16 protein-coding genes and 2 pseudogenes are annotated in these 18,831 nt (G+C 70.1%); 7 read left to right on the top strand and 11 right to left on the bottom strand.

Features of this window, described 5'->3' with window-relative positions; genetic code table 11:
* Nucleotides 1–143 precede the first annotated feature (143 nt).
* Together ACFYXH_RS25595 and ACFYXH_RS25590 are read right to left on the bottom strand one after the other, a co-directional pair.
* The gene (locus ACFYXH_RS25595; RefSeq protein ID WP_389567259.1) at nucleotides 144–1,478 is read right to left on the bottom strand and encodes a condensation domain-containing protein; all 1,335 of its coding nucleotides are present in this window, start codon (nucleotides 1,476–1,478) and stop codon (nucleotides 144–146) included.
* 129 nt (nucleotides 1,479–1,607) lie between these two features.
* Complete coding sequence (locus ACFYXH_RS25590; protein ID WP_389567256.1) at nucleotides 1,608–2,933, bottom strand: MFS transporter; 1,326 nt, start codon at nucleotides 2,931–2,933, stop codon at nucleotides 1,608–1,610.
* Nucleotides 2,934–3,301: 368 nt separating this feature from the next.
* On the opposite strand from ACFYXH_RS25590, the pseudogene ACFYXH_RS25585 reads away from it, so the two are divergent.
* Nucleotides 3,302–3,538 (top strand): annotated as a pseudogene (locus ACFYXH_RS25585) (ABC transporter substrate-binding protein); the annotation flags it as partial.
* Nucleotides 3,539–3,790: 252 nt separating this feature from the next.
* On the opposite strand, the gene ACFYXH_RS25580 reads toward ACFYXH_RS25585, so the two are convergent.
* Nucleotides 3,791–3,949 carry a hydrophobic protein gene (locus ACFYXH_RS25580; RefSeq protein ID WP_389567253.1) on the bottom strand — a complete coding sequence of 53 codons (159 nt, stop codon included), beginning with the start codon at nucleotides 3,947–3,949 and terminating at the stop codon, nucleotides 3,791–3,793.
* Nucleotides 3,950–4,071: 122 nt separating this feature from the next.
* Nucleotides 4,072–4,281, bottom strand: a complete 210-nt coding sequence (locus ACFYXH_RS25575; protein ID WP_389567250.1) for a hypothetical protein — start codon at nucleotides 4,279–4,281, stop codon at nucleotides 4,072–4,074.
* Nucleotides 4,282–4,657: 376 nt separating this feature from the next.
* On the opposite strand from ACFYXH_RS25575, the gene ACFYXH_RS25570 reads away from it, so the two are divergent.
* Nucleotides 4,658–4,936 (top strand): hypothetical protein, encoded by a 279-nt coding sequence (locus ACFYXH_RS25570; protein ID WP_389567725.1) that lies wholly within the window; start codon nucleotides 4,658–4,660, stop codon nucleotides 4,934–4,936.
* Nucleotides 4,937–5,138: 202 nt separating this feature from the next.
* On the opposite strand, the gene ACFYXH_RS25565 is transcribed toward ACFYXH_RS25570, so the two are convergent.
* Both ACFYXH_RS25565 and ACFYXH_RS25560 read right to left on the bottom strand, forming a co-directional pair.
* The gene (locus tag ACFYXH_RS25565) at nucleotides 5,139–5,333 is read right to left on the bottom strand and encodes a hypothetical protein (protein WP_389567248.1); all 195 of its coding nucleotides are present in this window, start codon (nucleotides 5,331–5,333) and stop codon (nucleotides 5,139–5,141) included.
* A gap of 463 nt (nucleotides 5,334–5,796) precedes the next feature.
* Nucleotides 5,797–5,970: a CsbD family protein gene (locus ACFYXH_RS25560; RefSeq protein ID WP_389567245.1), complete on the bottom strand. Its 174-nt coding sequence runs from the start codon at nucleotides 5,968–5,970 to the stop codon at nucleotides 5,797–5,799.
* Between the two features lie 1,128 nt (nucleotides 5,971–7,098).
* On the opposite strand from ACFYXH_RS25560, the gene ACFYXH_RS25555 reads away from it, so the two are divergent.
* Together ACFYXH_RS25555 and dacB are read left to right on the top strand one after the other, a co-directional pair.
* The gene (locus tag ACFYXH_RS25555; protein ID WP_389567243.1) at nucleotides 7,099–7,251 is read left to right on the top strand and encodes a hypothetical protein; all 153 of its coding nucleotides are present in this window, start codon (nucleotides 7,099–7,101) and stop codon (nucleotides 7,249–7,251) included.
* A gap of 219 nt (nucleotides 7,252–7,470) precedes the next feature.
* The gene (dacB, locus tag ACFYXH_RS25550) at nucleotides 7,471–9,090 is read left to right on the top strand and encodes a D-alanyl-D-alanine carboxypeptidase/D-alanyl-D-alanine-endopeptidase (protein ID WP_389567240.1); all 1,620 of its coding nucleotides are present in this window, start codon (nucleotides 7,471–7,473) and stop codon (nucleotides 9,088–9,090) included.
* Nucleotides 9,091–9,829: 739 nt separating this feature from the next.
* Here dacB and ACFYXH_RS25545 read toward each other — a convergent pair.
* The 3 genes from ACFYXH_RS25545 to ACFYXH_RS25535 form a co-directional block, all read right to left on the bottom strand.
* Nucleotides 9,830–10,288, bottom strand: coding sequence for a hypothetical protein (locus ACFYXH_RS25545; protein WP_389567237.1), 459 nt, complete (start codon nucleotides 10,286–10,288; stop codon nucleotides 9,830–9,832).
* Nucleotides 10,289–10,708: 420 nt separating this feature from the next.
* Nucleotides 10,709–12,271 (bottom strand): DUF4139 domain-containing protein, encoded by a 1,563-nt coding sequence (locus ACFYXH_RS25540; RefSeq protein ID WP_389567234.1) that lies wholly within the window; start codon nucleotides 12,269–12,271, stop codon nucleotides 10,709–10,711.
* A gap of 8 nt (nucleotides 12,272–12,279) precedes the next feature.
* A complete protein-coding gene (locus ACFYXH_RS25535) occupies nucleotides 12,280–14,367 on the bottom strand; it encodes a DUF4139 domain-containing protein (RefSeq protein ID WP_389567231.1) in 2,088 nt (695 codons plus the stop codon).
* 117 nt (nucleotides 14,368–14,484) lie between these two features.
* Here ACFYXH_RS25535 and ACFYXH_RS25530 point away from each other — a divergent pair.
* A pseudogene (locus tag ACFYXH_RS25530) lies at nucleotides 14,485–14,586 on the top strand (YjbQ family protein); the annotation flags it as partial.
* A gap of 112 nt (nucleotides 14,587–14,698) precedes the next feature.
* Here ACFYXH_RS25530 and ACFYXH_RS25525 read toward each other — a convergent pair.
* Entirely contained in the window at nucleotides 14,699–15,520 is an 822-nt protein-coding gene (locus tag ACFYXH_RS25525; RefSeq protein WP_389567229.1) for a hypothetical protein, read from the bottom strand.
* 4 nt (nucleotides 15,521–15,524) lie between these two features.
* The gene (locus tag ACFYXH_RS25520) at nucleotides 15,525–16,406 is read right to left on the bottom strand and encodes an alpha/beta fold hydrolase (protein ID WP_389567226.1); all 882 of its coding nucleotides are present in this window, start codon (nucleotides 16,404–16,406) and stop codon (nucleotides 15,525–15,527) included.
* Between the two features lie 220 nt (nucleotides 16,407–16,626).
* Here ACFYXH_RS25520 and ACFYXH_RS25515 point away from each other — a divergent pair, with 220 nt between their 5' ends.
* Nucleotides 16,627–17,826 carry an acetyl-CoA C-acyltransferase gene (locus ACFYXH_RS25515; protein ID WP_389567224.1) on the top strand — a complete coding sequence of 400 codons (1,200 nt, stop codon included), beginning with the start codon at nucleotides 16,627–16,629 and terminating at the stop codon, nucleotides 17,824–17,826.
* Between the two features lie 118 nt (nucleotides 17,827–17,944).
* Nucleotides 17,945–18,574, top strand: coding sequence for an HAD family hydrolase (locus ACFYXH_RS25510; RefSeq protein WP_389567221.1), 630 nt, complete (start codon nucleotides 17,945–17,947; stop codon nucleotides 18,572–18,574).
* Nucleotides 18,575–18,831: the final 257 nt, after the last annotated feature.

Genomic DNA, 18,831 nt, shown 5'->3' with positions numbered 1-18,831 from the left:
AGGCCGGTCCGCGGATCGCGCGGTCCTGCCGTGCTGTGCTCGGTGGCTTCGGGTGGCTCTGTGGCTCTGTGCCTCGAGGGGTGTGCGGTGCGTCGGCCGTGTGCGGCTCGGCGGTGTGCCGTTTCCCTGTACGACCGCGGCGTTCAGCCGACGGTGACGTCGGCTCGCTCAGGGGCGGGCAGGGCCGCGCAGAAGGCGCCGAACCCGTCTTCGGCCGTGTGGTCGTCGAGCACGTGGCGGTCCCACACCATGCGGATGTGGAGTTCGGGCCCGTGGGTGACGGATACGGCGAACGGGGCGCGCACCGGCCGGCCGTCGATGTGGATCTCGCGGCCTGCCACTCCGCCCAGGCTCAGCGGTGGACGGCGACGGGCGTCGTCGACGGTCAGCAGGCCGTCCAGTCGGCCCGACCACAGGGACCCGGCCGACCGGGCGGCGTGCACGACTTCGTCGAAGGGAGTGTCCGCCCGGTCGAGGTCGGCCCACCAGTCGGTGGCCGTCGCCTCCGCGCCGAAGGGGTCGCCGCCGTTCGGGCCGTCGGGGGCGTCATCGGTCCGGGCGGGGAAAACGACGGTGTTGAGGAAGCAGCCGACCACCGGCGCAGCGGCGGCCGGGCGGCCGCCCCATGGGTACCCGATCGGTGACACATGACCGGCTCCGTACAGGACGCGGGCCGCTGCCCGGCAGGCGTCGAGCAGCGCGGGGAACGGTGCGCCGGAGGCTGGAGCGGGCAGCCGCAGTTCGGCCGCGCCGGTGGGCAGCGTGCCGGAGGCGGGAGCCCGCGGCCCGGGGAGCGGAGCGCGTTCGCGCACCTCGCGCAGCCGCCCGCCCCAGTACTCCAGCGCGGCGGACGACCCTGCCTGCTGCTCGGCGTCGAGCTGCATCAGGACGGCGTCCCGGTAGGCGGACAGTTCCGCGGCCGCTTCGGCGGGCGCGAGTTTTCCGTGGCCGCCCCTGTCGCGGTAGGCGCTGCTCAGCTCCTCGACGATGCGTGCCAGCGACTGGCCGTCGCAGGCGGTGTGGTCCAGGACGACGGCGAGTACCTCTTCCTCGGCATCCGGTCCGTCCTCGGCCAGGTAGAGCCGCAGCGGCGAGCCCTGCGCAGTCCAGGCGCTCAAGGCTCGGCGCACGGTGGTGGCCGCGTCCTCGCCGGGCGCGCGAACGACGCGTTCCACCGGTACGTCCGGCTCCGCCAGGCGAAGCACGGGGGTGCCGCGGAGCACCTCCGGGTGGGCGCGCAGCACCGGGTGCCGGGCGGCCAGATGGTTCGCGGCCGCTCGCAGCCGTACCAAATCCACGGTGCCGCGGGGGAAGGCGAAGAACATCGGGACGATGTCCGGCCGTCCGGCGGGGTCCAGGGAGCGCACCAGGACGAAACGCCGCTGAGCTCCGGTGACGGGCAGCAGATCAATTTCCCTGTTGTCGGCGGCGATGCGTTGGTAGCGAGCCACGTACTGGCCCGTGATGCTGAGGCGCACGTTGTCCTCTCTGTCCTCTCTGTCGTGACTGCCGTGGCCGCTCGTCGGACGCCGCGCCATGACGCTCGGGCGGGACGGCAGCAATAAAGGACCGGCACGCAGGCCGGAGCTGGAACGGGGGGCTTCGAGTCAGCCGAGGGCGATGGACTCGGGCCGGGCGCCGGAGTCGCACGTGGCCGGACCTTCCGGGTCCTGTGTGCCGTCCGGAGCGGCCGGCAGATCGCGCATGCGGCGCAGGGGGGAGAGCAGCAACGGCAGCGGTACGACGAGGAAGCCGATCGCGCAGACCCAGAGTGCGGCGCGTGGATCGAAGGCGCCCGCGACGGCGCCGCCCACGACGGCGCCGAGCGGCAGGGTGCCCCACACAAGGAAGCGCAGCGTGGCGTTCATCCGGCCGAGCAGTCGGGGCGGGCAGAGCGTCTGACGGAAGCTGACCTGGGCGACGTTGTAGACCACCGCGCCGAAGGAGACCACGCCGGAGCCGATGGCGAACAGGGCGGCGGTGGCTCCCCGTCCGGACAGCGGCCACAACAGCGCGAACGGCCCGGTTGCCAGGGCGGAGAGCCAGATGATGCGGGCCTGTCCGAGGCGGCCGGCGAGCGTGCCGGCGCTCAGTGCACCGACGAGTCCGCCCACGGCGGACGCGGAGAGCATCAGACCGACGGCGACCGGCTGCAGGCCGATCACCCGTACCAGGAAGATGGTCTGAGTGGCCATCAGCATCGCGGTGAAGAAGTTGCCGAGGCCGGTCGTTGCGGCGATGACCCGTAGCAAGGGGTGGCCGAGCACGAACCGGAGGCCTTCCCCGATGTCCTTGCGCAGGGACGCGCCCGGAACCGGCTCGGGCCGGCTCTCGGGCGGCCGCTTCATGGCCAGCAGGAACAGCGCGGACACGGCGTAGCCGATCGCGTCGGCCACGATCGCCAGATGTGCCCCGAGGACCTGTACGAGTCCGCCACCGAGCCCCGGTCCGGCGATGTGGGCCGATGAGCGGACCGTCTCCAATGCGCCGTTGCCCGCCATCAGCCGCTCCTTGGGCAGCAGTTCGGGGAGGTAGCTCTGGTGGGCCACATCGAAGAAGACGGTTGCGGCTCCGGTGACCAGAGCGACGACGTACAGCTGGGCCATCGTCAGTACGCCGGCGACTGCGGCCAGCGGGACGCTCGCCATGGTCAGGGCGCGCACCGCATCGGCCCGGATCATCAGCGGGAGCTTTCTCATCCGGTCGACCCAGGCACCCGCAGGCAGCCCTATCAGGAGGAACGCGGCGGTCTCGGCAGCCGTGAGCAGTCCCACCTGAAACGCGGGTGCCTTCAGCACGAGTACCGCCACCAGTGGGAGAGCGACCAGGGTGACCTGGGCGCCGACTTGACCGGCCGCGGCGCCGGCGAGCAGGAGACGGAAGTCGCGCATGCGCAGCAGACCGCTGGATGCGACGGGGGGTGAGGGGGACATGAACCAGACCTTCACCGCCAGGCCGATCAACAGTCAAAACACAAAGAGCACTTTCGGTCGTTTCTCTTGCAGTATCACCGCCAGATCGGCAAATCTTCCGCTAGAACGGGACAACTTCCGGATGAATGACACACGCGAAGGCTTCGCGGCAAGAAGATCCGCGCAGCGTTCGCCCGGCAGGCCTCGGCCGATCTCGTACATGGCGCCACGAATCGCACCTCTGACCGAAAATAGTCGTCCGCTCACCCTCAGTGTCCGAGAGGCCGACTCCAGCCGCTATAGGCGGTTCGTCCATGCGAGGTAGGTCGGTCTCCGGAACGGCGTCGGCTCAGCGAGTAGTGGCCTCCATCGGTAGGCCGATGGTCTGCAGCGTGATGCCGCCGCTCGAGGCGCTCTACACCGATCTGCGGAATCTGGGGAAACTCTTCGACGTCGAGGACCGCGCCGAAGTTCTCATCGCGAAGTTCCAGAAGCAGGTGACCGAAGCGCAGGCGAAGGCCCCGAAGGGAGCCGACCGGCCTCGCGTCTTTCTCTATGGCGACGGCCGTGACAGGCCTTCTATTTCAGGTGCTTACGCGGGGCCGCACGACATCATCACCGGGGCCGAGAGCCGGGGTGCACCGGCGTCACGTCCGATGGGGGCGCGCACGGTCGGAAACCCCGGCGGCCCTGTGGGGCCGGAGCCGCCGACGAAGGGCCCAAGTCGTCGCCTCGCTCAGCTCCTGCGCCCGCGACCTCTGGGGGACCATCCGGACCCCACGCCGCCCGAGTGCACGGCGACGAGGGCAAGCCCGACAAGCATCAGACTCGTCGGGCTGAAGACTGCCTCGGTCTCTTCGAAAGCCATGAGCCGGCTTTCACCGATGGCTGTGGGTGGATCGGTTACCGCCGCGGACGGCGAAGCTGAGGATCCAGACGGCCAGGAGTGCGACCGCGACGTACCACAGGATCAGCATCGGGAAGCCGAACCCGAACAGAACCAGGATCAGCAGCAGGGGAAGTGTCCTGAGCAGCATGGCTGTGCCTCCACGCGGTCACAGGGACAAATGTCCTGCGTTCCGCGGGGGCTGGGCGAAGCGAAGGTGAAGGCTTTGCCCGGGGGTTCCGGAGCACCACAGCCCCACGCCGTCGTTGTCAGTCAACGCCGGGTGGAGACGCCTGTCAACGGGACGGGAGTGCCGAGGAGTTGTGCTATGGCGGCTGGGGCCGCTGGTGTCAACGGAGCTTCGGCGGGGGCTTCCGTCGGCTCCTTGGCCGGTGGCAGTACGTGGTCCTCCCACCAGGACAGGCCCATCACAGTGCCGAGCAGGACGAAGGGGACTGCGACCGGAACGATCAGCGCGTACATGTGTACCGCCAGATGTCGGAAACGTGCGACGTGGCGAGCAGCAGAGACGGTGCCCGCATGGGGGCGCATCGAGGCTGCGCCGGAATCGCGTAGCGACGGCGACTGCGGGACGGCCACGCTCGTGACGAGGCAGGTCCGGCACCGATGCGCAAAGTGCGCCCCGAGGGAGCGCGGTAACTTCTCGACGCTGCCGGGGGCCCGGGCTGCACCACGCACGTTAGTCGTCTACGCACTCCCTGAACAGGTGTCAAGTGGCCATCTGGTCACAGCGGTACGGGCTGGCGTGGGGCCTATCCGCAACCTTTGGGCAGGACTACGCTGTCGGCGAGGCCCCGGTCCCCGGCAGCGACGACCTGTTCCGCTCCGGGAGGCCACAGTGTCCGCCTTGCTTCTCATTCTCTTCGTGGCCGTGATCGGCCTCGGCTTTTTCAACCCGATCTGGTGGGTGGCAGCGGCCGTGTTGATCTTCGGGGCCGTTCGCTACGGTCGCGGTGGGTACGGACGCCGGGGGCACGGCGGCGATTCCGACTACGGCGAGTATCGGGACTACCGCGATCAACAGGACCGCTGGGACCGCCGGTACAGCCGACAGCGTCGTGGGCGCTGGAACCGTGAGGATCGCCGGGACCGTCAGGACCGCGATCACTACAGGTGAGCGATGGGATGGCCCTGCAGGACGGCACCACGGCACGCTCGGACCGACCCGTGGTCGCCTTGTGCCCTGCCGCCGGTCAGGCTCGTACCGGGCGTGTACCGCGACTCGGCGGTGTAGCCCCAGATGTCGACTTGCTGTTTCTCTTTCCGTTCGTGTGGGGAGTGGGGCCGACCGGGCGCCGAAGGCAAGCGCAGAGGGCGGGTCAGGTGTGCAGGTAGCTGTTGCGGCCGTCGTGTCCGTCGGCGCTGTCATCGTCGAACCAGTAGTCACCGTGGGCGAGGTAGCGGAAGTGGACGCGCTGCTCGGCGGGAATGGTGACGGTGACGGCCCGGGTGCCGTCGTTGCGCGCGCTCAGCGGGTGGGCGCCGGGCTGCCAGTCGTTGAACTCCCCGACCACGCTGACCTCACCGGGTGGATGGTCGGCAGGCAGGACGAAGGTGACCTCGGTGGCGTCTTCGCGCCGGGACCGATCCTGGCGCCCAGCGGTGCGTCTGGGCCGCCGGGCGCTACCGTCCGGGTGCGGCGCTCACCCGGACGGCCGGTGAGCGGCCGGGGGCGGTGGCCTGCGCGGCGCACATCGGCGGAGGCAGACGGACGCGCCCGGGATCGCCGGCCGATCAGGAGCCGGTCTGTGGCCCGGGGTGCCTTGGCGTCTGAACCAGGCGGTGTGGCCGTTCATAGCGGCGGTCTTCCAGACGGGCGGGCCGGCCGGACGTCGGTGACCCCGACGCCACGCTGCCCCGCTGAAGGCCACCGTCAAGGGGGCAAGGGCCCACGAGCGTCCACACGTGGCGGAACGGCCCAACTTGAACCGCCGACACGCGCTTCGGTGGTGGCCTGGTCGGGTCGGTGGGGCGGAGTCAGTGCTCGAAGGCGTCCCTGATCTTTGCCGCGGCCTGCTTCGTGTTGCCCTTCACTTGGTCGGCGCGGCCTTCGGCCTGCAGACGCCGACTGCCGGTGACGCGGCCGACAGCCTTCTTGGTGCGGCCTTTCACCGCTTCGGCTTTGTGCGCGATCTTCTTCGAGATACTCATGGGTGGCCACCCTGGGTGAATTGTCTGCTGAGGGTCCGGTGGCAGGAATACCGGTGGTGCTCGCCGGTCAGGGATCTGTGCTTGCGGCGGCGGCCTACCGGGGGGATCGGTGACCGAACAGGTGCAGCCTGCTCCGATGACCGCCGTCCGGGTCCACAGGATGGTCGCCTTGGGTGAGTCGTTCCTCCGCGCGTTCGCCGTCTCCGCGCGGGCGGGCTCGCGTTGGTCTGTGAGGTAGTTTCAGCCGGTGACCTCGTGCGCGCTGCCACTGTTGGTGACAACAGCGGCCACGCCGACGACTACTGCGACCGGGCCCATGTCACCCTGATCGATCAGTGCATGAAACGGTTCGGCTTGCGCTCAAACCGTCAGCGAAGCAATCGCCGCGCGCCTCAGCACCGCCGACTCACTCATGTCGCCCGGGTAAAGGCCTGCGGGCTTTCTCTTTCCGCTCCCGGGCAACACTGCCCTGAGATGAGGGGCGGTGGAGGGCAGGGACCCGCCGGAGCCTTGGCTACCCTACGGGTTGCCCTAACGGAGTTTGGCGGATACCAATAAAGACAATGCCAACCGTCAAGTGCGGTTGAGCTTCCTGGGGTGATTTGCCTGCCCTTGGGGGAGCGGGCTTTCACCGACAGGTCGGCGGCCGGGGGAGCGAAAGCGCCGCTCTCTCTTTGGTCATCGACCTGATCGCCCTTCAAGGCTGGTCCTACGCGGTCCGCAGCGACGCTTTCACGCTTACCGGACAGCGCTGAACTCAGCGCCGAGCTCTGGCCGTTGACTCCACCTGCTTCCGACTGTCGCCCGTCGGGAGGAGGTGAGCGCCATGCCCAGGTACCTTCATGGTGGAGAGCGTTGACGTGATCTCGATGACGCACTAAGTGGAGTGCGTCGCCGTCCTTGAGCCTGCCGCGAAGGGCTCCTGGCCTGCGGTTTTTCGGTTGTGCGGTATGCGTGTTGTGGGCGTTACGGGCGGTATCTTGACGCTGGAATGACGTTCGTGACGCTCGTTCTGATCTCGAGGACATCGACTGTCTGCGCCTATGCGCCGATCCCAACTGCGGTTGTAACGGCTGCAACGACGAGCGATATCGCTTCAAGGACGCGTTCATCAGGAGCGATAAGCCCGTGCTCGGGGAAAGCGTGTCCATCGGCCCCATCGGCGAACTGATCCTCTGGGCTCAATTCAAGTCCTTTGAGTATCCCGACGAGAAGGAACAGCTCTACTACGGCATCAACCTGTCATATGGCACCGCGTGGACCTTCGGGGGAGAATGTTGACTCAGGGGCTACCGCAACGACATCGCCGGGGCTGCAGGTCTGTACGAAGGACTGGTCCAAAACCCGGGACGGCTGTCACGACTGGGCGGCACAGGGCTTCGGACGAATGTGCCGCGCCGACCGGGCGATGGCCGTCCGCGCCGCGCACATCCGGCGCCCCATGGGGTGCATACCTGACCCCATGGGGGTGGAGACCGCCGAGACAAACGGGGGCGTGCTGTGGTGCGAGGAGAGAATCCAGGGTCCTTTCGGCGTCGCATTGTCGCCGGATGCTGCGCCCTGCTGCTCGGAGCCCTGGCTTCGAGCACGCCAGTCCAGGCGGCGTCGCCGCCCGACGACAGCGGTTCCGACCGGCTCGACCCGCGGATTACGGAGATCATGCGGAAGCCGGACTACCCCAACGCCCAGTGGGGCCTGCTCCAGCGCGACCCGGACAGCGGGCGCGTGGTCCACAGCCGGTTCGCCGAGCAGTTCTTCATCCCCGGGTCGACGGCCAAGCTGTTCAGCGTGTCCGGGACATGGAAGACCCTCGGCGGCGACCACCGCTTCAGGACGCCGGTCTACGCGGTAGGCGAGCGGCGCGGGAGCACCCTGGAGGGCAATCTCGACCTGGTCGCCCAGGGCGACCTCACCATGGGCGGCAGAACCCGCCCCGACGGCACGGTCGCCTATACCGACCTCGACCACACGTACGCCAACAGCTTCCCCGGCGCCACGCTCACACCGGAGAACCCACTCGCCGGGATCGACCTGATCGCGCAACAGGTACGGCGCTCCGGCATCACCCGGGTGGACGGGAATGTGATCGTCGACGACCGGCTCTTCCTGCCCGAGCCCGTCTTCGACCCCACCCCGACCCCGCTGATCATCAACGACAATCTCATCGACCTGCTCACCACACCCGGCGACCGCCCCGGCGCGCCCGCGCAGCTGGACTGGCGGCCGAAAGTCGCCCCGTACCGCGTCACGTCGACAGTGAAGACCGTCGCAGCGGGGGAGCCGACCGGCATCGAGGTGACAACCTCCGACAACGGCACCCGGATCCAGCTGTCCGGCACCATCGCAGCCGACGCCGACCCGGCGCTGAAGGTGTCCGACATCGCCGATCCGGCGGCCTTCGGACGCACCGCGCTGATCGAGGCGCTCGAACGAGCCGGGGTGGAGGTCACCGCCAACCCGACGGGACCCAACCCGGCCGGCCGGCTCCCCAGCTCGTACGAGGGCCGGCCGCGCGTGGCCACGTACACATCCCCGCCGTACGCCCAGTACGCCAAGCTCATCTTCAAGGTCAGCCACAACCTTGGCGCCAACCTCGGCCTGTGCCTGATGGCCGTCACGACAGGCAGCCAGGACTGCATGGACGGCTTCCCGGTCCTGGCCGACTTCTTGGACCGCGCGGGCGTCGACCGCAAGCAGGTCCAGCTCGCGGACGGCCGGGGCGGCAATCCCGTCGACCGGGCCACGCCGAAGGCCCTGGTGCAGATGCTGACGTACTGGCTGCGCACCCCCGAGGCGGAGCGGTTCCGGAATTCGCTTCCCATCCTCGGCGTCGACGGCCTGCTGGCCAACAACTGCCGCGACTGCCCCGCGCGTGGAAAGGTGTTTGCCAAGACCGGCGCCGCCGTTGGGCTGGACGCGCTCAACAACCGTCTGGGCGTCGGCGCCATCACGCTCGCCGGCTACCTGGACAAGGGCAACGGCCGCTTCGACGTCTTCTACGCCGGCGTCAACGGCGCCTCCACCCCGACGACCGGCGTCAACGGCGTGCTGGACATTGCCAACGACCTCGCCATGATCTCCGCGTATCTGCAGGAGGCGGCGGCGCGGCGGGAAGACTGAAGAGGACTGAAACGCGGCCGATCGAGGGCATCCGCACGCCGTGCGGCTGTCGGGGAAATAGCCAACGGCCTCTCGCCCTCCCACCGTTGCAGTATCCCTGAGGAGCCACGATCGAGAGCGCTCCAGGCAGGCCGCAACACTGGTCGCGCTCGGCGCGGACACACGGCCATCGGGCGCGACAGGCCGACGCTCTCAGCCGCCAGGCCGGCGCGGATTGCTGCGGCGATGGCGCGGGCTCGTCCTGAAGGGCCGCGGAGGTCTGCGAGTGGGCCACCGGGATCGCGGTGCCGCGGCGCCCACTTTGCCCGGTTTTCGGCGGTGGTGTCCAGGCGTAGGTGTGCCGGGGTCGTGCACGCATGTGAGTCGCATTGGTGACAGAGGGCGGGGTCTCGGCCGCCTGACCATCCGAGTCGGGGTATCACCTCGTGCACCAGCTGGTAGGCGAAGAGGTGGTCGTGCGCTGGGGATCTCGGTGTCCGGGCGAGGCCGGGGGCATCGGCGTTCTGGAGCGCGGCGAACTCCGCGCGAGCCGCTTCGATGGCTGGGTACGCCTGGGCCTTCTCGTGTTCAGTGAGGGCCCGGTAGACGCTGGCGACGGACGGGCTCTGCCCCTTGCGCTTGCCGGTGGGGATGATCAGGTCGGGCCGGCCCGAGATCGGGGCGCTCCCAGGGATGTCGCGCAGGCCCGAGGCTGCGCCGACCCACCAAGCAGGTCAGATGGTGGCGGCGAAGGTCACGGCTACTGATCCCATGCGGTCACCAGGCCGTAGGTGACCAGGCCGAAAACAAGGTGCGGTACCACTTCCGAGGCCCAGTCGCCGGCTGACCAGGTGCGAGGATCGCTGATCCCGAGGCGGGCAATCGGCACGTCGGCGACGACCATCACCAATGCTCCGGTAAGAGCCCCTCCCAACCACAGGGGCATCCGAGCGCCTGTCCGGTGGACCAGCGATACAGCGGCGCCCGTCCCGCTTCCCACGGCGATACCCGTCACCGCTGCGAGACCGATGAGCCGGTTGCCCTTTTCGGCCGAGTCCCGGAGCGGAAGCCCCATCCGGGTAGCGATCGTGTCCACCAAAGTTTCCGGCACAGTGCTGGCGGGCCTGCCGCGCAAAGCCATGTCGGCATAGGACACGGCGTTCAATGCGGATGTCCCCGCGGCCCCCGCTGCGCAGCCGCGCACGATGGTTCGGATCATGCTCCACGCAGTCCCCGCCGCTGCCCGCACCCAAACAGCCACAGGCACCAGACCACTCGGATCACGGACGATGTGCGGCCGACTGGACGGCCTCTCGCAGCACGGCGGCCACTGGCTCCCCGGACCCGGCCTGGCCGTGGTCGACGATCGTGCAAAGGGACGGCTTGCGCTACGGCGCCGACGCTGCCGATATCGCGCCGTCCAGACCGGACTTCGGATCGTCTCGACCAGCAGAACATCGGGGCCGCCGAGGGGAGGCCCGCCCTCGCAGCGGCCGGTCGCGACCGGGCGACAGGCCGCGTACCGGCGGCCCCAGCGGTGACCGGCCCTCAAGTCCTTCGGGTGTGCGAGACGGCCCCCGGCTGGGGGCGGGAGCCAAGATCAGGCCTGCACCAGCAGGCGTGCAGCGGCCCACCGAGCTCAGAGCCCGGTGACTTTGGCGCTCGCCGACAACTCGTAGACCAGGGTGACCGTGCGGCGGCTGCCGGGCGGGAGGGTGACGTCCCAGCGGGCGATGCCTTCGGCGTCGACCACGTCGGGCGCCGGGGAGCATGAATCCTTGTGCAGGCGTATCTCCACCGCCGAGACCTCGGAGACCGGGATCCGCTCCCGAAGGACGACCACCCGCTCGCCGTGCTCCCCGGGGGCGGAGAACCGGGACAGGTGCAGCCGGACCGTGCGGGTGACCACGGTCCGCTGGGTGAGTCCGGCGGAGTCGCGGGACTCCTCGGCATGCCGGACCACCCTGTAGTCGTCGCAGCTGCCGACGGCCAGCTCAACGGGGGCGCCGGGGGCGGTGAAGTCCAGCGTGCCGCGGCCGCTGAATCCGCTGCCGCGGACCAGGTCCACGGGCCCGGCGAGCAGCGCGTGGCCGGACAGGTTGTCGAACCGCACCACCTGGGTGACCAGGGGGGACAACTCCGGTGAGCAGGCGTACTCACTGGGCGCGGACGTGGTGAATGCGGAGAGCAGCACTCGGTGGGCGCGGCCGTCACCGGGCACCGAGACCGGCGCGGGGGATCTCAACACCCGCGCCTCGCCGCCGTCGTCCACCCCCGGCAGGCCGAGCACCGGGGCCGGGCCGAGGGCCCCGATCTCCTCCTCGCGCAGTTCGACGTCGACCGTGCGGCGCTCCGCTGCGGAGCGGTCCTTGAGCGTCAGCCGGTCCTCGCCCAGCCGTGGCGGATCGGTGGCCAGCGTCGAGCGGGCCGTCGACAATGTCAGCCGTACGTCCGACCAGTCCTCACCGGTGCGCTGCCAGACCATCGCGTCGGTCTCCAGCGTCAGGGAGTCCCCGTCGAGCACGGCCCGGTAGGCGGGCCGCCACAGCGCACACGGGGTGAGGTGGCTCAGGCGCAGCCCGACCGGCCCGGCGACCGCGGCCTCCACGGTCAACTCGATATGGCCGACCAGCTCGGCGGGCTCCTCCTCGGAGAGGTGCATGGCCCGCTGGGCTTCCCCGAGTTCGGCAGCGAGGGCGGCCAGCCGGGCCTCCACGGTGCGGAGTTGCTCGCCGTGCGCGTCGCGCTCGTCGTCCACCCGGTCCAGTTCGCGGGCCCAGCGGGGCCGTTCGGTCTCCCCGGAGCCGGCGCCTTCGCCGATCTCCCGCAGCAGATCGGCGGCGAGGCGGCCGAGCAGGTCAAGGCGGGCATACAGCCGGTCGCGTCGCTGCCCCAGGGCCAGCCGCTCCTCTTCGAGGGTGTGTACGCGGTGGCGCAGGGCGGAGTCGTCGTCGGTGGACGGCAGCGGCCCGCGCGGCGTCCAGCTGCGCACGATCCGCACGTCGAGCACGGTCGCGGGGTGATCGGCGGTCAGTTCGGCATGGAGGGTCCGGTCGACGGCCAGCGCACTGACCGGCCCGAGACGCAGCCGCTGGACCCCGGCCTCCAGGTCGAGCACGACGGCGCGCTCGATGTGGGCGCGATCCTCAAGGCACGTGACGGCGGTGACGGGGAGGGCGATCGGCTTCGGGGCCGTGGACATGGCGTGTGTCAGCTCCTGCGGTTGCCGCCGACCAGGGCCTTGCCGGTCGGGATGCGGATCTCGTAGCCGCCGTCGAAGGCGGCAGTGGCGCCTGCGGGCAGGTCCAGCCGCCAGACCCGGGTGCCCGGCGCATGCCGATCGGGCCCCGTGCCTTCCTCGGATGCCGTCCAGTCGGCCCGTTCCTCGATCCGGACGTCCGGTTCGGAGGTGACCGGCACCCGCTCGCGGACTTCCACGGTGACGGGCCTCGCGAGCCGGTTGGCCAGCTCCACGTGGACGCGGTGGTCGAGCACGGTGGTGTTGTTGCGCAGGCCCGAGGTCGACTCGTGCAGGTTCGTACGGCGGGTGACCCGGATGCCCTCGGCCGGCCCGAGCCCCACCCGGCGGACACCGCCGGGGGCGAGCGTGGGCAGTGCGGCGGTCAGCAGGAAGTCGTCGTCGACGGTGACCTCCACCGGGCCGGCCAGCAGTGCCTGGTCGGTGGCGTTGGAGAGCACCAACGTCGCGTACACGGTCTGCTCCACGGACGGCACGCAGAGGTACTCGGTACGCAGGCCGACCGGGATCTCGCCGACGGTGACGGTGTGCCAGGTGCCGTCCGACGGAATGTCGGCGCGGGCGGTGGCATCGAAGCGGTGGTAGAAGGAACCCGCCGACTCGCGAGGCCGCACGGCCTGTCCGGGCAACGGCAGCGCGGCCACCGCTTCGGCGCGGTGGCGGTACTCGGCCGCCACCGGGTCGAAGGGAGAGTCGGGAAACAGCCGGCCTCTGCGACCGCCCTGCTCGTCGGGGCCGCACAGGACAAGGGCGGCATAGTCGAGCTCGGCGCCGCTCGGCTGCGGCGGACCGGCTACCGGTGCCGGAGGGGGTGGCGGCGCAGCCCGGCCAGGAGCCGCGGGCGCCATGGCGGCGGGGGCACCCGCGAAGGACCCGCCGCCGGTACGCCCGCCCGGTCGCGACCCGGCCGGCTGCGCGAGGGCGGGCATCCCGCTGCCGAAGACTTCCGGGGGAGCGCCGTCTGTGCCGCCGGGCACCGGGACCGCGGCCGGCGGACCGCCGTAGCCCTGCGGTGCCGGCGGCGGTGGCGGAACGGGACCGGACGCGGAGCCGCCCGCGGCACCCACGGGCGCGGAGCCGGCCCCGACAGCCGCGGGTGCGGCGGTCGTGGCTGGGCCGGGGCCTGCCGCGTCGTACCCGGAGAACAGGTCGACGAGCCCGGCCGGGGGCTCACGCCAGCCAGAAGGCGCGGGGGCGGGCTGACTGCGTCCGATCCGGATCGAGCGGAGCCTCGGCAGGTCGGTGCGGCGCCGAAGATCGGCGGTGGCCAGGGCGATGCGCACGCCGGTCCAGTCCTCGCCGGTCCGCTGGGCGACCGAGGCGCGCAGCACCAGACGGCCGCTGCCGTCGCCCTGACGGTGAGTGAGACGGTAGGCCGGCACCCAGACGGCGCCCGGCACCCCGTATTCCAGCTCCAGCTCCACCTCCGCGTCACCGGTGCCGTCGAGGGTCAGGACCGCGCACACCGTGGTCTCCACGTGCGCTGACGGCGCGTCGGTGGAGGCGCGGGCGAACCTGTCGGCGGCGACGGTGAGCTCGTGCTCGACGTTGCGCAGTGCCTCCTCCAGCTCGACGAGGCGGTTGTGCAGTCCCGTCAGCCGCTCGTCGACGAAGTCGGCGAGCTCCAGCCACGCGTCGACCGGGGTGCGACGGTGCGGGTCCTCGCGCCTGCGGGCAGGTGGGACCGGGTGGAGAGCCCTGACCTCCTCGATCAGGCTCAGCTGTCGGTCCCGGCGCCCCTGCGCCGCCGCGTACTCGTCCCTCAGCCGCTCGACCTCGCGCCGCAACTCGTCGGGCGTGCCCGTGCCGAGCGGCTCGGCCTCGACTTCCACCCGGGCCTCGGTGACGCGTACCCCGGGGGCGCCCAGGACACGGGCCCGCAGCGAGCCCGGGTCCAGCGAGCGAGGCAGTCCCGTCACCCGCACCCGGCCGTCGGGCGACACGCTGCCCCGGGCCAGGCGGCTGCAGACCGCGCCCTGGGCGTACACCACGACCGAATCGAGGGTCGACCCCCACCTCTGTGTTGACTCAGCCGTCATGTGCTCCGCCCCCCGCCGTGTCCATGCTGAGCGAAGCCTACGCCCGGGCGGTCTGCGCGTCCGCGTCGCATCAGGAGGATGGCGTCCCTCGCGGGCCCGCGGTCGTAGCTGTTCGGTATGCCCGTGCGGGGGAGTAGGGGCGGGTTGTCTTGGCGGAGATTGGTGGACACCAACCGCGACAACCCGGACCGTCGGGTGCGGCTCAGCTTCCTCGGGTAGCGCGCCGGCGGGCCATGGACGAACCGCGGGAGCGGCCAAGGCCATCTCCGAGGCCACGGCCGCCGGTTCGAGCAGATCAAGCGCGATGCGGAGGGGGTGTGAAGGGCGGAGGTCAGCCGAGTTTGAGGAGGCCGGCTTCGACGACGGCGCGGCCGAAGGGGCTCGCGAGTTCGGCGAGACGTTCGCAGTCGGCGTCACCCAGGGCAGCGTAGGCGGGAAGGGCCAGGCGATCGGTACGGTCCTCGATGTGCTGGCGCAGGCGTACGCCTTCCGGGCTCAGGGAGTCGCCGTCGAGGAGACCTCGCGTGCGCAGGCGCTCCTCGGTGTCGGCCCACTCCTCCTCGGGCCATGCGCGGCTTCCCTTGAGGAAGTCGACGGGAACCTCACCGGTGGCAGCGTGCAGAACCAGGGCCTCCAAGCCCCCCACGCCCTCGCTCAGCAAGCACGCGACATGGCCGTCTCCACGGAACTCCCGGAGCAGCGTCTGAGCGTGCCACAGCTGCAGTACCGGTTCCTCCGGCCAGGGCAGCGCAGCATGCGCGGCGAACAGCGGGCGGCCCTGCGCGTGTTCGCAGGCCGCGTCGGCGGCCCTGCGGGTCAGCGCCAGGACCTCGTCGAAAGCGGGGAGTTCGTGGATGCCGGCCCGTCGCAGGGCCTCGCTCGCGGCGGCGTGCCGCGCGTCCAGCACCTGCTGCGGCGTCACCGCGTCCCAGACCCCGTCGACCGCTTTCCGTACGAGACCGGGGTTGAAGTTGTAGAAGGTCGAGATGACCAGCTCAGCGGATGCTCGGCCGAAGGCGGCGCTCCGGGAGGCGAAGTACCCGGCGCGTCCGCTCAGTCCGAGGTCCGCGTACCGTCGCCTTCCCTCGGGGGCGAAGTAGATCATGCCGTGTACTGGCTCGAGTCGGCGCCAGGCTGTTCGCGCTGTCTTCATGGGGTTACCTCTTCTGAGAGTCGACAGAGGGGGTATTCGCTGTGGTTCCGGACTCGCCGTGCGCCCGCAGATGTTCGAGCAGCAGGCGGCTCAGCGTTTCGGGCGCCTCCTCGGGGACCCAGTGGCTGACGCCCTGGAGGGTCTCGAACCGGTACGGCCCGTTGACCCACTGCCCGGTCTCCCGCGCGGCCGCCGGGCCGAACGCGCTGTCCTGCGTGCTCCAGACGTACAGCGTGGGCACCTCGATGGCGCCGATCGCGCCGTCGGGGCGGCCGGCCCGGTACCAGTTCAGCACCGCGGTGAGAGCACCCGGCTGGGAGAGGTGACGCACGTAGGCCTCAGCACTGGCCTGCGGGACCTTTCCGGCGTAAGTGGTGCGAAGCGCCTCGGCATCGCCTGCCAGCATGCGCTCTTCGGTCGCGGGCGTTTCACGCCAGTCGATCATGTACTGCGATCGTTCGCGCTGGTCCTTGTCGGTACGCAGGGTGGTGGCCAGAGCGCCGGGGTGCGGGGTCGAGACAACTGTCAGGGTACGTACGCGACCGGGGTGGGCATCGGCGGTCCACCAGGCCACCGCGCCTCCCCAATCGTGGCCGACCAGGTCGAACGATCCCCAGCCCAGTTCCTCCGTGATCGCGACCACATCGTCGACCAGGACGTTCATGCGGTAGTCCGCGGGCCGCTCGGGGCGGGCCCCGGGAGAGTACCCACGCTGGTCGGGTGCCACCACCCGGTAGCCGTGCGCGGCCAACTCCGCGATCTGCCGTTGCCACACCAGCCGCGTCTGCGGGAAGCCGTGGAGCAGCAGCACCGGGCGGCCCTCGGGCGGACCCGCCACGGTCGCGTCGAACACGCCCGCAGCGGTGGAGATGCTCAACTCGGTCACGATCCGCCCCTTCATACCGACTGGTCGGTCAGCCTTAAGCCATGGAAGGGGATTGTCAAGGTCGAGAACACGCGCAGTTTCCGCAACGGCAGCCGCGTGCCGCCCTCCCTCGGAGCTGTTGAACTTGACGTCGAATTCAACTATAAACAGTCGCGAGGCCGGCTCCCGTCACCCTGTGGCCGCCCAGACGAACCGGACCGACAGGAAGCAGTGAGGCGACATGAGGGAAGCAGTCATCGTTTCGACGGCACGGACGCCGATCGGTAAGGCGTACCGCGGTGCGTTCAATGACACCCAGGCGCAGGAACTTGCCGCCCATGCCCTCTCGCACGCGGTGCAGCGCGCCGGGCTCGAGGGAGGCGAGGTCGAAGATGCGATCTTCGGCTGCGCCGTGCAGCAGGGGTCATCCGGTGGCAACGTCGCCCGCCAGGCCGCTCTCCGTGCCGGACTTCCGGACTCCGTGTCGGGGATGACGATCGACCGGCAGTGCTCGTCGGGCCTGATGGCGATTGCGACGGCCGCCAAGCAGATCGTCGGCGACGGCATGCAGGTCGCTGTCGGCGGCGGTGTCGAGTCGATCTCCCTGGTGCAGAACGAGCACATGAACACCCACCGCATGACGGATCCCTGGCTGGTCGAGCACAAGCCGAGTATCTACATGCCGATGTTGCAGACGGCGGAGATCGTCGCCGAACGCTACGGCGTGAGCCGGGAACGGCAGGACGAGTTCGCGCTGGTGTCACAGCAGCGCACTGCGGCGGCGCAAGAGGCTGGGCGGTTCGACCAGGAGATCGTCGCACTCGACAGCGTCAAGAAGGTCCTGGACAAGCAGTCCGGGGAGGTGCGGGACGAGGCCGTGACCCTGACCCGGGACGAGGGCAACCGCGCGTCGACCACACTCGAGGGCCTGGCCGGGTTGGCGCCGGTGCTGCCGGACGGTCAGGTGACCGCGCATTCCAGCGTGACGGCGGGCAACTCCTCGCAATTGTCCGACGGGGCTTCGGCGTCGGTGTTGATGGAGTCGAAGGAAGCCGAGCGCCGCGGACTGGAGCCGCTGGGCGTATACCGGGGTATGGCCGTTGCCGGTTGCGGGCCGGACGAGATGGGGATCGGTCCGGTGTTCGCCATTCCGAAACTGCTGAAGCAGCACGACCTCACCATCGACGACATCGGTCTGTGGGAACTCAACGAGGCGTTCGCTTCCCAAGCGCTGTACTGCCGTGACGAACTGAACATCGACCCGGAGCGGTTCAACGTCAATGGCGGCGGAATCTCGGTCGGCCATCCGTACGGAATGACCGGTGCCCGCCTGGTGGGGCACGCCCTGATCGAGGGCAAGCGCCGTGGCGTCCGATATGTAGTGATCTCGATGTGTGTCGGCGGCGGAATGGGCGCAGCCGGGCTGTTCGAGGTCGCTTAGTCCTCATGAGAATCGGCGGACCATGGCTGCCGTAGCCACGGCCGGTGGGAAGCCGGTCGCGGTCGCATCGGCCGGTGGGAAGCCGGCCGCGAGAGAGGGTGTGGATACTGTGTCGAGCGTGGTGGAAAAGGCCCGAACCGCCGTCCTTGTGGACTTCGGCGGGGTCATCACCTCCAGTGTGTTGCAGGCGTTCACCGACTTTGGCGCCTCACTCGGTGGCGACCCGCGCCTGCCGCTGGACCTCCTCAGCCGGGACCAGCCTTCACGCACCCTCCTGGCAGACCATGAGTGCGGCCGTATCGACGCCGAAGCCTTCGAGCGAGGATTCGCCGAACGTCTCCGTGCCCACGGCGCCGACGTACCCGCCAAGGGGCTCACGGCCCGGATGCAAGCCGGAATGTCGATCGACCAGGACATGCTCGTCCTGCTCGGTGATCTTCGCGCCGCCGGGTATCCCGTTGCGCTGGTATCCAATTCTTTCGGGATCGGAACCTACGATGGCGTCGACCTCGCCGCTGTGGCCGACGCGGTCGTCATCTCCGCCGAGGTCGGTATTCGCAAGCCTTCCCGGCGGATTTACGCGATCGCATGTGAACGACTCGGCGTCTCCCCCGAGGAGGCAGTCATGATCGACGATCTGCGGCAGAACCTCGACGGAGCGGCGCGGATCGGAATCGGGGGTGTGCTTCACACCGGTGCCGCCGACACCCGCCGCCAACTCGCCGAACGCTTCAGGATCACCGCCTGACCGATCGACCGAACGACGCGAGGTCGATCGACGGGAGACCGGTCGCGGGGGCCGGTCATACCTGGGATCGACACCGCTCATACCCGGGATCGACACCGCCCGCGGGCCGAGCGGCGGTGCTCGCGCCCGCCCAGTGCGGTGCTCATGTACTTCGGTACCACCTCTGCCCCACCAGGCGGCCGGACGCCTGCACCCTCCTTCAAGTCCCGCCGCCGGCCCGGATCCTTCCCGGATGGGCGCCTTATGCGGTTCGTGAC

Source organism: Streptomyces sp. NPDC002730 (genome assembly GCF_042888805.1).
In the GTDB taxonomy this organism is placed as follows: domain Bacteria; phylum Actinomycetota; class Actinomycetes; order Streptomycetales; family Streptomycetaceae; genus Streptomyces.
The sequence above is the reverse complement of the archived record's forward strand: the minus strand, read 5'-3'. Positions and strand labels throughout refer to the sequence as shown.

Excerpts from the sequence above, each read along its gene's own strand:
- ACFYXH_RS25535 (WP_389567231.1), bottom strand. The coding sequence starts at position 14,367 with ATGACGGCTGAGTCAACACAGAGGTGGGGGTCGACCCTCGATTCGGTC.
- ACFYXH_RS25560 (WP_389567245.1), bottom strand. The coding sequence starts at position 5,970 with ATGAGTATCTCGAAGAAGATCGCGCACAAAGCCGAAGCGGTGAAAGGC.
- ACFYXH_RS25545 (WP_389567237.1), bottom strand. The coding sequence starts at position 10,288 with ATGATCCGAACCATCGTGCGCGGCTGCGCAGCGGGGGCCGCGGGGACA.
- ACFYXH_RS25575 (WP_389567250.1), bottom strand. The coding sequence starts at position 4,281 with ATGTACGCGCTGATCGTTCCGGTCGCAGTCCCCTTCGTCCTGCTCGGC.
- ACFYXH_RS25515 (WP_389567224.1), top strand. The coding sequence starts at position 16,627 with ATGAGGGAAGCAGTCATCGTTTCGACGGCACGGACGCCGATCGGTAAG.
- ACFYXH_RS25580 (WP_389567253.1), bottom strand. The coding sequence starts at position 3,949 with ATGCTGCTCAGGACACTTCCCCTGCTGCTGATCCTGGTTCTGTTCGGG.
- ACFYXH_RS25525 (WP_389567229.1), bottom strand. The coding sequence starts at position 15,520 with ATGAAGACAGCGCGAACAGCCTGGCGCCGACTCGAGCCAGTACACGGC.
- ACFYXH_RS25590 (WP_389567256.1), bottom strand. The coding sequence starts at position 2,933 with ATGTCCCCCTCACCCCCCGTCGCATCCAGCGGTCTGCTGCGCATGCGC.
- ACFYXH_RS25540 (WP_389567234.1), bottom strand. The coding sequence starts at position 12,271 with ATGTCCACGGCCCCGAAGCCGATCGCCCTCCCCGTCACCGCCGTCACG.